This window comes from Acinetobacter sp. ANC 4216, assembly GCF_004331195.1.
GTDB lineage: Bacteria > Pseudomonadota > Gammaproteobacteria > Pseudomonadales > Moraxellaceae > Acinetobacter > Acinetobacter kookii.
The window spans coordinates 47557-62461 of sequence record NZ_SJOC01000011.1 but is presented as its reverse complement, the minus strand read 5'-3'; the positions used below and the strand labels follow the sequence as shown (position 1 = coordinate 62461).

General features: G+C 43.0%; 10 protein-coding genes and 1 pseudogene. 4 read left to right on the top strand and 7 right to left on the bottom strand.

The window, feature by feature from the left end:
• Positions 1-96 precede the first annotated feature (96 nt).
• Entirely contained in the window at positions 97-774 is a 678-nt protein-coding gene (locus tag E0H88_RS10405) for a YetF domain-containing protein (protein ID WP_131274107.1), read from the bottom strand.
• Between the two features lie 282 nt (positions 775-1056).
• On the opposite strand from E0H88_RS10405, the gene E0H88_RS10400 reads away from it, so the two are divergent.
• A complete protein-coding gene (locus tag E0H88_RS10400; RefSeq protein ID WP_131274106.1) occupies positions 1057-2085 on the top strand; it encodes a molecular chaperone DnaJ in 1029 nt (342 codons plus the stop codon).
• A 206-nt stretch (positions 2086-2291) separates the two neighbouring features.
• Positions 2292-2492, top strand: a pseudogene (locus tag E0H88_RS10395) (endonuclease domain-containing protein); the annotation flags it as partial.
• 120 nt (positions 2493-2612) lie between these two features.
• Here E0H88_RS10395 and E0H88_RS10390 read toward each other — a convergent pair.
• Together E0H88_RS10390 and E0H88_RS10385 are read right to left on the bottom strand one after the other, a co-directional pair.
• Positions 2613-4616, bottom strand: coding sequence for a hypothetical protein (locus tag E0H88_RS10390; RefSeq protein ID WP_131274104.1), 2004 nt, complete (start codon positions 4614-4616; stop codon positions 2613-2615).
• Positions 4617-4676: 60 nt separating this feature from the next.
• Complete coding sequence (locus E0H88_RS10385; protein ID WP_131274103.1) at positions 4677-7571, bottom strand: valine--tRNA ligase; 2895 nt, start codon at positions 7569-7571, stop codon at positions 4677-4679.
• 184 nt (positions 7572-7755) lie between these two features.
• Between E0H88_RS10385 and E0H88_RS10380 the strand changes: the two genes are divergently transcribed.
• Both E0H88_RS10380 and E0H88_RS10375 read left to right on the top strand, forming a co-directional pair.
• Positions 7756-8442 (top strand): hypothetical protein, encoded by a 687-nt coding sequence (locus E0H88_RS10380; RefSeq protein ID WP_092819757.1) that lies wholly within the window; start codon positions 7756-7758, stop codon positions 8440-8442.
• A gap of 20 nt (positions 8443-8462) precedes the next feature.
• Positions 8463-9269 (top strand): SDR family oxidoreductase, encoded by an 807-nt coding sequence (locus E0H88_RS10375; protein ID WP_092819756.1) that lies wholly within the window; start codon positions 8463-8465, stop codon positions 9267-9269.
• Positions 9270-9356: 87 nt separating this feature from the next.
• Here E0H88_RS10375 and E0H88_RS10370 read toward each other — a convergent pair whose 3' ends face one another.
• The 4 genes from E0H88_RS10370 to E0H88_RS10355 all read right to left on the bottom strand — a co-directional run bounded on the left by E0H88_RS10370 (position 9357) and on the right by E0H88_RS10355 (position 14894).
• The gene (locus E0H88_RS10370) at positions 9357-9791 is read right to left on the bottom strand and encodes a YbjQ family protein (RefSeq protein WP_092819755.1); all 435 of its coding nucleotides are present in this window, start codon (positions 9789-9791) and stop codon (positions 9357-9359) included.
• A gap of 3 nt (positions 9792-9794) precedes the next feature.
• Positions 9795-10151, bottom strand: a complete 357-nt coding sequence (locus E0H88_RS10365) for a YbjQ family protein (protein WP_092819859.1) — start codon at positions 10149-10151, stop codon at positions 9795-9797.
• A 103-nt stretch (positions 10152-10254) separates the two neighbouring features.
• Positions 10255-11712 (bottom strand): multidrug efflux RND transporter AdeIJK outer membrane channel subunit AdeK, encoded by a 1458-nt coding sequence (gene adeK / locus E0H88_RS10360; RefSeq protein ID WP_092819754.1) that lies wholly within the window; start codon positions 11710-11712, stop codon positions 10255-10257.
• Positions 11712-14894: an efflux RND transporter permease subunit gene (locus E0H88_RS10355; protein WP_131274102.1), complete on the bottom strand. Its 3183-nt coding sequence runs from the start codon at positions 14892-14894 to the stop codon at positions 11712-11714. Before E0H88_RS10355 ends, adeK begins: the two co-directional genes overlap by 1 nt.
• Positions 14895-14905 lie beyond the last annotated feature (11 nt).

The following is a 14905-nucleotide window of genomic DNA, read 5'->3' as shown; positions in this document are numbered from 1 at the left end:
AAACATGCCAGCTGGAATATGAGTTTTATGGCTTCGACTAAAGTTCTACTCGCTAAATTTGAATAAAAGATAAAAAGAACTTGAGGTCGTTCCGGATTATCTGAGCATCTGTTCCTTGATAGCCGTGGCCCAGCGGCCACAGCCACAGCGCGGGCAGGACTGCTCGGGCTGGTCAGGATGATCGACATAGCCACAGTACATGCAGGCATAATGAGTGTTGGGTTCTATCTGGTTAACTTTCTGATATTGCTTGGGAAACAGCGGCAAGCCATAGCGGATGTCTTCAGGGCGAAAAAGCAGGATACTAAATTTACCATCGCTTTCGAGCAGCCCGGCACGCACCTGACCCAGATGCTCAATGCCTTGCTGGCGCATTTCGGCAAAGAACTCGTCGTGTGACATTTTCCCGCGCTTGATTTTCTCCAGTACCAATACACCATCTTCTACAATGTACAGCGACTTACCTTCCAGTAAATCTTCAAAGGGTTGGTATTTCATCATTAGCCAAGTGGTCAGGCGGTACATCATGATGATGACGCTCATGATCAGCAGTGCCTGAATTAAGGGCAAATCTTCGGTAAACATCGGGTCGCCGGCAATCGAACCGAGGGACAAAATAATGGCCAGTTCGAATACCGAAAGCTGCCGGACTCCGCGTTTCCCGGTCAGACGTAAAAACAGAATAATCATGATAAACATACACACACAGCGCACCACAATTTCAGCGGCAAATTCCCAGTTGGTGTCGTGTATGAAAATACTGGCCCAATCCATGTGTATGATTCCTTATCTCTGCTTCATTGATCATTCTTTTATAATATGCACCAGTAGAGCAGAAGGTATGTTTATAGTTCGGTAAAGAACTGCAATTATTTTAGTGACTTACTTAATGCAAATAAAAAACGGCTTTAGAATGGAAAATGAGCAGTTTCACACAAGTCAGCACGGTTCACTTTGGTAAGCCCGCTATGGCATTGCTTCTGCTGATCGAGTTCAGGATGCAAGGATCACTTCGCATAAATCAGGTATAATTTTCTTTTTGCTTTGACTAGTGCCATGTCTTTCAATTTAAAAACCACGGTTCAACCCGATGCCGAGCTTTCGCCGCAGCAGAGAAAGCTGAACCGGCTGATTGATAAAATTGAACAGCAGCAGCTTGAACTGAAGCAGTGGCAGCAGGCGCAGGAACAGATTCAGCAATATACCCGTCAGATTTTGATGCCTGTTTATCATGAGCTACATACGGTACTGTTTCAGCAATTAGAACAGCTATGGAAGCATTTGCATGAGGCAGAATTTTCCAAGGCAGAAGCGACGCAGCTAGATGTTAAAATCCAGTATCTTGCGACTTATTTAATGGACTACCAATCTTTATCAAAGCAACAGGTCGAAATTGTTTATGAGATTTATAATTACTATCAACAGCATATTGAACATAGCCAAGCCAGAAAAAACAAAAAGCAAAGCATAAAGGATGTTGAGCTGTTCTTTGCTGATGACGATACTTCAGATCAGGCAGCATCTGAAAATTTTGAAGAATGGGATAGCGAAAAGTACAGTCAGGCACGAGAGCAAGCCAAGCTTAAACGCCAGCAGGAAAAACTGGAACAGGCTGCGAAGTTGGCAGAGCAGTCTTTAAAAACAGTGTATTTAAAAATTGCTGCAACCATTCACCCGGATCGTGAACCAGATAAAACTAAAAAAGTAGAAAAGACTGAGTTACTGCAACGCGCGAATGAGGCTTATGCAGCGCAAGATTTATTTTATTTACTGAAATTACAAATCCAGATTGAGCAAAATCGGGGTGTTTCACAAAAAGGGTTAAGTGCCGAGCAGCTAAAGTTTTATCAACTGGCTTTAGATATGCAAAGCCAGAAACTGGATGATCAAATAGAAGAGATTCTTCAATCGTTGAGCTGGAATAAAAAAGGCCATATAGGCAAGGTGAAAATTACCGATTTATATAAGCAGGTGGATGCAGATACTTCAGCGCTGAAAAAGCAGTTAAAAGAGGAGAAAGAAAGGTTGAAGTATATGAAGAAGGTAAGTGGGGTGGAGATGTTGATGGAGAATCAAGTTCTTTAGTTTCCCTCACCCCTTGCGAAGCCGTGCTTCTCATCCCATAGGGAGAGGGTGCTGCACGTGATTTTATAATTTCATCAAATCCAAAATTAAAGTTCCCTTTCCTGAGCAAGTTTTAAAGCACTGCTTTAAAACAAAGCGCAAGTGAGGGTTAGGGAGAGGTTATGAAAATCTGTTATCCTCCCGCAAAATAATAAAAACAAAATCCCATGAACAAAAAACTCGATCCCCAGCTATTAGAATTCGCCAAATCCATGCGCCACACAGCCACCGATGCAGAATACCTCATGTGGCAACTGCTACGTGCCAAGCGTTTTATGAATCTTAAATTTCGTCGTCAGCATGTGATTAAACCATATATTGTGGATTTTTACTGTCATGAAATTGGTTTGGTTATTGAGTTAGATGGTATTCACTATAGAATATTATAAAAAATCATTAATTATTATATGCTATTAATGCAATATTTAAACATTATAAAAGAAAAATCAGGAAGAATATATTGAAGATTCTTCCTGATTTTTAATGCATTATTTTAGAAAAGGTAAAAAAGATTGATTTATTTGGGTTTGTACCTTTGGGTTGATTATTTTTTTAAATTTAAAATCAATCTTGGTTAATTCAATTGGTGATGTTGGAGTGTTTAAATTAACTCTAGTGTATTTATAACATGGTTTGTAATCATCAATAGGAGATATAATTTTAATATAGTTTTCGTCAGGAATAATAAATTTTTTGAATATTTCTAAGCTAGGTGGATATTCTACATATTTTTTAAAATTATTTTTTAAATCAGTAGGGTTTTTATAAAGTTCAACTGATGTTAACTTTAAATCATTAATAGAATATAGGTCATAAATAGGTCCTTTAAAATAGTCAATTAAAATGGTGTGGTCAATAATTGGAACGTTAAACAGTTCAGAACCACAGAATAATCTATTACTATTTAAAATTATTGGTGCAAATATTATCTCACTTTCAGCTTTTTTCCACTTAAATCTTGAAGAGATTTCATTAATATTATTTTCGATAAATTTCATTTTTCTTATAACTTGATTGCAAGCTCTTTGTAGAGTTGAGTAGCAGTTCCATGTGGAAATGGCACTATCAGGTGTGACTATACATTTCATTTCTCCTACAATTATTAAATTATCTATTTTTAAGAGTAGATCAAATTCTTCCGAGGTACCATCAATAGAAATTTGATTATTAGGAGTTGATAAGATAAAAAATTCATTTTTATCTATAAAAGAATTTTTATCTATAATTGATCGTAAATCGTTCTTAGTATTTTCTTCATAAATTGGTCCTTTAGCATCTATTTGACCTCCCCCTTGTTGAATCCAACCCTCCAAACATCTGACATAGTTTGGTGATAAAATTGATGAGAAACAAAATGTTAAAATGTCGTTATCGAGCTCTATAATTGGCATTCTCCAAAGATCGGCTTTTGGAGTTGATTTAGCTACAAAAGTTAGAAAATTAATAATATCACCTGAATTATCATGTTTTAAAATATTATTTAATTCACTTTCTAACTGAGATTTTGATAAGGTAGGTGCGAAATCTAAAAGTTTATAGCATTCACTTGTGCTGTATGAATCGTCTTCAGGAGTATGTTTAAATAGAGAATATGTTATAGACTGTAGTTGGCAAAAAACTTGAAATACGTCATCTAACTCAAAGGATAGATTGGGAATGCTTTTGTCTAAATAGCTATTAGGTTTTGAAAAAAAACTACTGTAAGATAATTCAATTTTAAGTTTTAGCTTTTCATCTAAAGACTCAAAAGGTACAGCATGGAAAGTATTATTGTCGATAATCAGAAATTCTTTATTTTTAAATGATTTATCATTTTCTATAATACTGTCTATTATCGCATCATTTATTCTAATTTGTTGATCTCTCAAATAACTGCTTTTATAGTTTATAGCAATTTTTTTGTTTTCTATAAATTTTTTATTCTCTATATCAAAATGTAACTGTTCATATAAAATAGAATTCCAGTTTTGTTCATATAAATTATAGAGTTGGGATAATATATTTTCGCCTCTAATAAAACTTTCAATTAGCTCATAATCATTGCTATCTTCTATATATTCATTTTTGTCATTTATGTGAAATAATATGTTGTATAAAATTCCATCTACACAGCCTTGTGCTATATCTTCGATTGAATAATTATTGCCTAGTGGATTATTTTGAAATTTTTTATTATTGATTATAGGTAAAGAGATCATTCCATTTTCAGAATAGTCAGAATTATTCCGGTAAATTATAGAGAAATCTCTATTAGATAAACCAATGAAATATCTTAGTGAGACTCTTTTAGGTAAATTTACTTGCAATTTTTGTAAATCATCAAGATCATCTCTAAGTTGCTTTAATTGTTCATAAAAGATAATTCCGACTTTTTCAATATATAAATCATCATTGTCTGTTTTATCAGCACTTAACCATATGCTCTTATTAAATTTTGGTTGAATTGGTGAAGCAATTTGGTTACTTCTTATATTTTCAATAAATTTTCCCATTGTAATATCCCCTCAAATTTGAGGGAATATTATCTTAATTTTTAAATATTTAGCAAGTAATTAAAGCGCTGCAATTTGCTCCATATTCGCTTTAATCTTCGCTAACTGGTCAGCAAACTCAGCAAGTTTCACTTTCTCGCCTTCAACCACAGCCGCAGGTGCTTTTGCCACAAAACCTTCGTTAGAAAGTTTGGTTGCAATTTGGTCATGTTGCTTTTGAACCTTGTCTAAGTCTTTTTGTAGACGACCCAACTCCGCTTTAGGGTCAATTAAGCCCTTCATTGGAACGAATACAGACACATGACCGACAACACTTGATGAAGACAATGGCGGTTGTTCAGCATCGCTCAAGAACGTAATACTTTCAACCTTTGCCAATGCTTTAAACAAAGGCTCAATACGAGCAATCTGCGCTTTTTCAGCATCAGTGGTGTTTTGAAGCAGAACAGGCAACAAGCGAGCATTACCTAGACCCATCTCACCACGGATGTTACGTACCGCACCAATCAAACCTTGCAGCCATTGCATATCTGCTTCAGCTTGCTCGTTAATTAACGCTTGGTCAGCAACAGGGTACTGCGCCAACATAATGGTTTCGCCCGAAATGTTTAACTTCGGTGCAAGGGTTTGCCAGATTTCTTCCGTTAAGTAAGGCATCAACGGATGAGCCAAACGTAAAGACGCTTCCATTACCGCAAGAAGAACACGACGAACTTCAGCTTTACGCTCAACCGATACATTTTCGTCATTCAGAACAGGCTTGGTTAACTCAACATACCAGTCACAGTATTCATTCCAAATGAACTCGTAAATCGCTTGTGCAGCCAAGTCTAAACGGTAGGTTGCAAATGCGGTTTGCACCGCTTGTTCCGCTTTTTGTAGACGGCTTACGATCCACTGTTCAGGCAATTCCCAAAGGTCTTGACGTACTTCTTGACCGATGACTTGCTCTTGGCAGTTCATCATCACAAAACGAGTCGCGTTCCAGATTTTGTTGGCAAAGTTACGGTAACCTTCAACACGTTTCATGTCGAACTTAATGTCACGACCAGTGTTGGCAAGTGCACAGAACGTGAAACGAACCGCATCCGTACCGTAAGATTGAATACCTTCAGGGAATTCTTTACGCGTTGATTTTTCAATCTTCGCCGCTTGTTTCGGGTTCATCAAACCAGTGGTACGTTTTTGTACGAGGGTTTCAAGGTCAACACCGTCAATCAAGTCGAGTGGGTCAAGCACGTTACCCTTAGATTTAGACATCTTCTGACCTTCGCCATCACGTACCAAACCGTGTACATACACAGTTTTGAATGGTACTTGTGGCGTGCCATCTTCATTTTTCATGAAGTGCATCGTAAGCATGATCATACGAGCAACCCAGAAGAAGATGATGTCAAAACCTGTCACCAATACATCAGTCGGGTGGAAAGTATTTAAGAAATAGTTTTCTTTGTCTTTCGCTTCGTCACCTGTCCAACCTAAAGTTGAGAATGTCCAAAGACCAGAAGAGAACCATGTATCCAATACGTCTTCGTCTTGGTTGAGTTCAACGTCAGCAGGGATGTTGTTTTTCGCACGAACTTCCGCTTCGTCACGACCTACAAAGACATTGCCTTGTGCATCGTACCAAGCCGGGATACGGTGACCCCACCACAATTGACGCGAGATACACCAGTCTTGAATGTTGTTCATCCACGCCATGTACATGTTGCTGTACTGCTCAGGAACAAACTTGATACGACCGTCTTGAACCGCTTCAATCGCAGGTTTCGCAAGTGGCGCAATCTTTACATACCATTGGTCTGTCAATAATGGCTCAACAATCACACCTGAACGGTCACCGCGAGGTGGCTTCAATGTGTATGGTTGAATTTGATCTAACCAGCCTTCAGCTTCTGCTTGTTCAACCAGTTTTTTACGTGCTTCAAAACGCTCTAAACCAATATAGTCACTAGGCGCAGGAATGGTTTTCGAAATTTGCTCGCCGGCTTTTTCGATATATTCAAACTCAGCCAACACTTCAGCATTTTTGTTGAAGATGTTGATGATTGGAAGTTCACAGCGTTTACCCACTTCATAGTCGTTAAAGTCGTGTGCAGGGGTGATTTTTACACAGCCTGTACCGAATTCTTTGTCTACATATTCGTCTTTAACAATCGGAACCGCACGACCAGTAATTGGCAGGATGATATTTTGACCGACCAAGTGCGCATAACGTTCATCATCAAGGGCAACCGCAACCGCTGTATCACCCAACAATGTTTCAGGACGCGTGGTTGCAACCACGATGTGATCTTTACCATCGTGCGTGCGAAGTGACTTATCTTCAAAGAAATATTTGAAGTGCCAAAGTGAACCTTGTTCTTCTTTATCAGACTCAACTTCTAAGTCAGAAAGGGCAGTTTGTAATTTAGGATCCCAGTTGACCAGGCGTTTACCACGGTAAATCAAACCTTCTTCATGCAGTTTCACGAACACTTCTTTCACTGCGTTTGATAAACCTTCATCCATGGTGAAGCGTTCACGTGACCAGTCTACAGAAGAACCCAAACGACGAATTTGACGGGTAATGTTACCGCCAGACTGTTCTTTCCATTCCCAGACTTTTTCGATGAACTTTTCACGACCCAGGTCATGACGGCTAATACCTTCTGCACCCAGCTGACGCTCTACCACCATTTGCGTTGCAATACCGGCGTGGTCCGTACCCGGTTGCCAAAGCGTATTTTTGCCAGACATACGGTTGTAACGCGTCAAGGCATCCATGATGGCATTGTTAAAACCATGACCCATGTGCAAGCTACCAGTGACGTTTGGCGGCGGAATCATGATACAGAAAGACTCGCCTTTTTCAGACGGCTTAAAGTAACCACGCTCTTCCCACGTTTGGTACCATTTTTTCTCGATCTCGGTCGGATCGTAGGTTGTAGCAATATTTTGCGCTGAATCAGTCATAGTTCGAACAGATCAAAAGTGAATAAAAAATTGTATCTATTGTAGCAAAAAAAAACACAGATGAGGCAGCTAAAGAAAATGCAAAAAATAAGCATTTGGCACATACACAATTCGGTTCTATGATGAGAGTATGATAAAAACAGCGCAGATGATCGCAGAACAATTCTAAAAGGAGATAATGATTATGAGTTACTTGATTTCTTTAAAATTAAAAGCAGACACCCACCACAGATTCCGCCAGATTCACCAGCAGCTGAATGAAGGTAAAACCGAAAGCCTGGCGAAACCGCTGGGTGAAGTGCTGGCAGATATTTCCTGTGAAATTGTTGATCAGGTTTTTGGTGAAATTTCGCGTTTATCTACCTCGGGTGACAGGGAGTCAGACAAGGTGGTGCAGCAGATTTTAGATACGGTACGTAAGTATATGCCGTGGTCCGTGTCATTTTTTGGCAATGACCGCCTCATTCCAATGGTCAATTATTTGATTGAAATGGCACATGAAAAAAATGATCAGCACTATATTTCCTATCGGGTTGACCATGTGCTGGTGGTGGAACTGTTAGGTTGTGTGGAACAAGTCAAGAGTGGCAATAGCCAATATGTTTCGCCTGCCTTGAAAGCGTTTACCGAAATGGTCGATCAAGGTGTGACCTATTTGGTGCGTGAACCTAAAAAAATGTTGAAATTCAATTTGGTGGTTGATAAAACCTTAAACGGTGTAATTAGTTTGACCACACAAATGGGCTATAAACGTCTGGAAAAACTGGGTGCTTATTACGATGCACAAGAGACGCATCGTTACCTTGATCATTTTCTGATGTTTTTGAACCAGGAGCCTAAAAATGACAGATCAAACCATTCTGAAACCTAATTCAAAACAGGAACGACAACATGGCGCAGCAGGGCAGTTTAAGCAATAAAGTGGTATGGATTACCGGTGCATCTTCAGGTTTAGGCAAGGCACTTGCTCAAGAGTGTGCTTTACAGGGGGCGCAGGTGGTACTGACCGCACGCCGTGTAGATGAACTGGAAAAAGTCCGTTTAAGCTTGACCAATCCTGACCGGCATATTTGTGTCAGTGCCGATATTAGCAATGAAAATCAGGTTCGCCATGCCTATGAACAGGTGCTAAACCAGAAAGGGCGGATTGACTGGCTAATCAACAATGCCGGTTTAAGCCAGCGTGCCTTAATTGCCGACACCACCATGCAAACCGAACGTGCCATTATGGAAGTGGATTATTTCTCGCAGGTGTTTCTGACCAAAACGGTTTTGCCGACATTTCTAAAACAAAAGTCCGGTCGTATTGCCTTTGTTTCCAGCGTGGCAGGCTTGCTGGGCACTCAGTACCGTGCTTCATATTCAGCAGCAAAAGCGGCCATTCATATGTGGGCCAACAGTTTGCGGGCCGAAGTGGCACAGGACGGGGTTGATGTTTCGGTGATTTTCCCGGGCTTTGTCAAAACCAACGTGTCTTTCAATGCCTTAGATGGTGCCGGTAAACCGCAAGGACATCAGGATGAAGCGATTGAAAATGGTTTAGAGCCAGAAGTGTTTGCCAAAACAGTGGTGAGTGCGCTGCTGAACGGTGAAGAATACATTGTGGTCGGGGGAACCAAAGAAAAACTGGGTGTCTGGATGTCGCGCTTATCGCCAAGCACGCTGTATAAAATGATCCGTAAGGCTAAAGTGAAATAATTAAAGCTCCCTCCTTTTTAAAGGAAGCTTTAAAGTCCCCCTTTGCAAAAAGGGGATTTAAGGAAATTCAAACCTTATTTAATTTACTTAACCCTGAACTGCAGTCCCATATGCAAACACTTCTACCATCCCGCCTTGCATGCCCAGCTCTGTAGTACTGAGACGTAAGCCCATAATCCGGGTTGCGCCCATTTTTTCCGCTTCCAGCTTTAAGCGGACAATCGCTTCACGGCGGGCACGTTCAACTATGCTTTCATAACTGGTTAAGCGGCCACCCAAAAAGTTCTGGATATTGGCAATGACATATTTAAAGTAATCATGCGAAATGACCACATTGCTACTGATCATTTGTCCTGGCTGGGAAGACGTTTTAAAGCGGCTATTATCCAGGGTGATATAAGCCAGGCGCTGTTCATTTTCCGCCAGTGAATCCAGGTGCTTGCGTTCATTGTATCTGCCGAAACCAAAACCTATTGCAAATAAAATGGCAAAAACAACGATCTGGAGAATCAAGCCATCCATCGCTTAAACCTGCGCCTGAAATGGGTCGGGAAGTTTGGGAAGGTTTGGCTCCACCACAACTGCGGTGCCATATACAAATAGCTCAGATGCACCTTGGGCAATATTCGAGGTTGAAAAACGGATGCCAACCACGGCATTGGCACCCATAGCTTTTGCTTTCTCAATCATGCGGTTCATGGCTTCCTGACGCGACTCTTCCAGCAGCTCGGTATAAGCGGTCAGTTCACCACCGACAATGTTTTTTAAGCCTGCAAGCAGGTCACGACCCACATGTTTACTGCGCACAGTGCTGCCATAGACCACATCAATTTGTCGGCTAATAGTATGACCCGGAACGGTTTCTAAATTACTCAGCAGCATGTTTTGATATTCAAATGAAATAGGATTTATTGAAGATAGAAAATCATGTTTAAAAAAGCAATAAAAAAGCCTGCATGGCGCAGGCTTTTTTATGAATCCAGATTTATTGAGCGCTGTTTGCCGCTTTGCGTTCAGCACTAGAAGGTGCCTGTTGAACCGCATCACCGGTATTGGCTTTCAGGCCACCACCGAGGGTTTTATACAGTTCAACCTGATTGTTCATGTTGGCCTGTTCAAGCAACAATAAACCCTGTTCAGCTGCATATGAGGCACGTTGTGCATCTAGTACCGTCAGGTAGCTGTCAATACCGGCACGGAAGCGGGCATTCGACAGTCGGTAAGTGGTATTGGTTGCATCCACCAGACGGCGCTGCGCTGCCAGACGGTCACCAATATTTTGACGCACGGCCAGGGCATCATTCACTTCGCGGAAAGCGGACTGAATGGATTTTTCATAATCAGACAAGGCAATTTGCTGGTCTGTTTCTGAAATCTTGATGTTGGCCTTACGTGTACCCCAATCGAAGATTGGCAGGTCGATACTCGGGCCAATCGACCAGACAAATCCACCCGATTTAAACAGGTCGCTCAAGCTGGTCGATGCATAGCCTGCGTTGCCGGTCAAACTGATGGTCGGGAACAGGCGTGCTTTAGCTGCACCAATATTGGCACCCGCCGCAGACAATTTATATTCCGCAGCACGAATGTCGGGACGGTTATTTAACAGGTCACTTGGTAAGCCTGCAGTTAAAGCACTGCTGCTGGTAATACGTGTGATACGTTGCGCAGGCAGCAGATTCACAGGAACTGGTTGACCGACAAGCAGGTTCAGCAGGTTCTGAGCCTGGGCAATCTGGGTCTTGTAATTGGCAACATCGTTACGGGCCGTTTCGACAGAAATCTGTGCCTGACGAACAGGAACTTCACTGTCGATACCGACATCGAAACGTTTCTTGTTGAGGTTATAAGACTCAAGCTGGGCTTTCAGCGTTTGCTCGGCAAGTTTTAAATTTGCATTGGCAAACGAATAATTCAACCAGGCTTGAGCAACCTGGCCAATTAATGCAATTTGAGTCGCATCACGCGCACTTGCAGTCGCTAAATACGTATCTAGAGCATTATCTTTTAGGCTGCGTACACGGCCCCAAAAGTCCAGCTCATAGGCCGTCACACCCAGACCGACATTGTAGCTGGTCATGGCATTGCTGTTGAGCGTGTCTTGACGAAGTACACTGCCGCTGGCACCAATGGTTGGAAGCTGGTTGTTCTGGGTAATCTGATACTGTTGCTGCGCACGCTGAATGTTCAAGGTCGAAGTACGCAAATCACGGTTATTGGCCAATGCCAGATCCAGCACTTGAAGCAAGCGTGGATCGGCAAAAAAGTCTTTATAACCTTGTTCAGCAATTGAAGGTCCGGAACTTGCGGTTAAATAACCCTGTTCTGGAATATTTGCTTGAGCTACGGGCTCTGGGCCACGCATGCTTTGACATGCAGTCAAAGCAAGCGCAAGTGCAGATACCGCAATGCTACGACCTGTAATAGACCATACCTTTTGCATCACGATGCTTGCTCCTGATTATTTCGGTTTTTAGGTTTGTATTTAAAGATACTTCGAATCCAGACATAGAACACAGGAATAAAGAAGATACCCAATAAGGTTGAACTGATTACACCACCCAGTACACCATAACCGACCGAGTGTTGGCTACCTGCGCCTGCGCCTGAAGCAATGGCAAGCGGAAGTACACCAAAACCGAAGGCAAGGGTGGTCATAATGATTGGACGTAAACGCATTTTCGCTGCATGAAGTGTGGCTTCAAGTAAAGGTTCGCCTTTATCTTCCTGCAGCTCCTTGGCGAATTCGACAATCAGGATCGCATTCTTCGCGGCCAAACCAATGACCGCAATAATTGCAACCTGGAAGTAAATGTTATTCGACAAGTTTGGATCTTTCAGCACAATCATGCCGAGGAACGTTAAGCCAATTGCACCCACAATACCCAAAGGAATCACCAGCAGTACCGAGAATGGAATAGACCAGCTTTCATACAAGGCAGCCAGGCACAGGAACACGATTAACATCGAAAGTCCGTATAGACCCGCAGTTTGCGAACCCGCTTCACGTTCTTCCAAAGATAAACCTGTCCATTCATAGTCAAAACCGCTCATGCCCATTTGTGGCAGTTTGGCAATGATTTCTTCCATGGCGAGCATTGCATCACCAGAGCTGACGCCCGGTGCAGGGGTACCCTGAATGTTGACCGATGAAATACCGTTATAACGTTCAAGACGTGGCGAACCATAGGTCCATTCACCTGTGGCAAAGGCAGAGAACGGCACCATTTGTCCCAGATTGTTACGTACATACCATTTGTTCAAGTCTTCCGGCATCATACGCGCATCAGGTACGGCCTGAACATAGACTTTTTTCACGCGACCGCGGTCAATAAAGTCATTAATGTATGAACCGCCCCAGGCAATACTCATGGTGCTGTTGATTTCAGAAATGCTGACGCCCATGGCGCTGGCTTTTTCGTTATCGACATAAACCTTGTATTGCGGCGTATCTTCCTGGCCATTTGGACGTACACCGGCCAGACGCTTGTCTTGCGCCGCCATACCCAGAATCATGTTACGGGCAGTAATCAGTTTTTCGTGACCATTACCGGCAGCATCTTTCAACTGCAAGTTAAAGCCCGCAGAAACACCCAGTTCCGGCATTGCAGGAAGCTGCAACGGCATCACGTAAGAGGCATCTTTGGCAATCACGTTCAGGGCCATACCACGCTGGATGATGGCGCCGATTTGAGATTCAGGGGAGGTCCGTTCGCTCCAGTCTTTTAACTTAATAAAGGCTAGACCGGCATTCTGACCGACACCTGTGAAAGAGAAGCCCGCAACGCTGAATACAGAATCGACATTGGCTTTTTCACCTTCCATAAAGAAGCCAGTCATTTGATCAATAACTTTCTCGGTACGGTCCAGTGTGGCGTTCGGTGGCAATTGAACCAGTGTCATCACCACACCCTGGTCTTCATTCGGCAGGAATGAGCTAGGCAGGTTCTTGAACATGAACAATAGACCCGCAATCACCACAGCATAAATAACGCCGGCAATCACTTTATGAATCAGCAGTTTGCCAACCCACTTCTGGTAACCGCCTGACATGCGGTCAAAGCTATGGTTAAACCAGCGGAAGAAGCGCGCGAACACACCATTGCTTTCCGGTTTGTCTTTATCATGCTGTTTGAGCAAGGTTGCACAAAGGGCAGGGGTAAAGGTCAGGGCAATCGCCAGGGATAAAATCATCGCGGTGACAAGCGTGATCGAGAACTGGCGATAAATGACCCCGGTCGTCCCGCTAAAGAATGCCATGGGTACGAATACTGCAGTCAATACGGTGGTAATACCGACCAGGGCACCCGAAATCTGTTGCATCGACTTTTCAGTCGCGGTAACCGGATCGAGGTGTTCTTCCTGCATGACACGTTCCACGTTCTCAACCACAACAATCGCATCATCCACCAGCAGACCAATGGCCAGTACCATGGCAAACATGGTGAGCGTGTTAATCGAGAAGCCAAACAGGTTGATGATGGCAAAAGTACCCAACACTACCACAGGCACGGCCATGGTTGGAATCAGGGTGGCACGCCAGTTCTGCAAGAACAGGAACATCACCAGGAATACCAGCACGACCGCTTCAATTAAGGTGTGAACCACACTTTCAATTGAGAGTTTGATGAATGGTGTTGTATCAAACGCCAACTGGTCTTTCAGATCGGCTGGATAGTTTTTGCGCAGTTGTTGCAGGCGTTCTTCAACGGCTGTTGCCGTGTCGAGCGCGTTTGCACCGGTCGCCAGTTTAATTGCGACACCGCCAGCAGGTTTGCCGTTGAATTTAGAGGTGAACTGATAGTTGTCAGAACCCAATTCAACTTTGGCCACGTCGCCAATGGTGACTTTTGCACCCGAACCGGCATTTTTCAGGAAAATGGCACGGAACTGTTCAGGTGTCTGTAACAGGCTTTGCGCATTTACAGTGGCATTCAGTACCTGACCTTGAACAGCAGGCGCGCCACCCAATTGACCTACGGCAACCTGAGCGTTTTGAGTGCGCAGGGCAGCCACCACATCACTTGGGGTCAGCTGATAACTGCTGAGTTTTGCAGGGTCCAGCCAGATACGCATGGCATAAGATCCACCAAACACCTGTACTTCACCCACACCAGCCACACGGCTTAGCGGTTCAGAAATATTGGAGTTGACGTAGTCCTTAATGTCGGCGTCAGTCATTGAACCATTCGGTGAATAGAATGCCAAAACTTGCAGGAAGCTTGCACCCGATTTGGTCACCTTGAGGCCTTGACGCTGTACATCTTCAGGCAAAAGAGCCGTTGCGGACTGCAATTTGTTTTGCACCTGAACCTGAGCGATATCGGGATCGACCCCTTGTTCAAAGTTCAAGGCAATGGAAGCCTGACCGTTACCGGCACTATTTGATGAAATATAGCGTAAGCCGTCCAGACCATTCATTTGCTGTTCAATAATCTGGGTCACTGTATTTTCTACAGTTTCAGCAGATGCACCTGGATAGGTTGCAGCAATGGTTACCGTTGGCGGTGCAATGGTCGGATATTGTGCAATCGGCATTTTGCTGAGGGTCAAAATACCCGCCAGCATAATCACCAATGCAATCACCCAGGCAAAAATCGGGCGATGAATAAAAAAGTGAGCCATTCAGTCTACCC

What these genes read in the sequence shown, in the direction of transcription:
- E0H88_RS10380 (WP_092819757.1), top strand. Translation starts at nt 7,756, where the DNA reads ATGAGTTACTTGATTTCTTTAAAATTAAAAGCAGACACCCACCACAGA.
- E0H88_RS10405 (WP_131274107.1), bottom strand. Translation starts at nt 774, where the DNA reads ATGGATTGGGCCAGTATTTTCATACACGACACCAACTGGGAATTTGCC.
- E0H88_RS10370 (WP_092819755.1), bottom strand. Translation starts at nt 9,791, where the DNA reads ATGGATGGCTTGATTCTCCAGATCGTTGTTTTTGCCATTTTATTTGCA.
- E0H88_RS10375 (WP_092819756.1), top strand. Translation starts at nt 8,463, where the DNA reads ATGGCGCAGCAGGGCAGTTTAAGCAATAAAGTGGTATGGATTACCGGT.
- E0H88_RS10365 (WP_092819859.1), bottom strand. Translation starts at nt 10,151, where the DNA reads ATGCTGCTGAGTAATTTAGAAACCGTTCCGGGTCATACTATTAGCCGA.
- E0H88_RS10355 (WP_131274102.1), bottom strand. Translation starts at nt 14,894, where the DNA reads ATGGCTCACTTTTTTATTCATCGCCCGATTTTTGCCTGGGTGATTGCA.
- E0H88_RS10390 (WP_131274104.1), bottom strand. Translation starts at nt 4,616, where the DNA reads ATGGGAAAATTTATTGAAAATATAAGAAGTAACCAAATTGCTTCACCA.
- E0H88_RS10400 (WP_131274106.1), top strand. Translation starts at nt 1,057, where the DNA reads ATGTCTTTCAATTTAAAAACCACGGTTCAACCCGATGCCGAGCTTTCG.
- adeK (WP_092819754.1), bottom strand. Translation starts at nt 11,712, where the DNA reads ATGCAAAAGGTATGGTCTATTACAGGTCGTAGCATTGCGGTATCTGCA.
- E0H88_RS10385 (WP_131274103.1), bottom strand. Translation starts at nt 7,571, where the DNA reads ATGACTGATTCAGCGCAAAATATTGCTACAACCTACGATCCGACCGAG.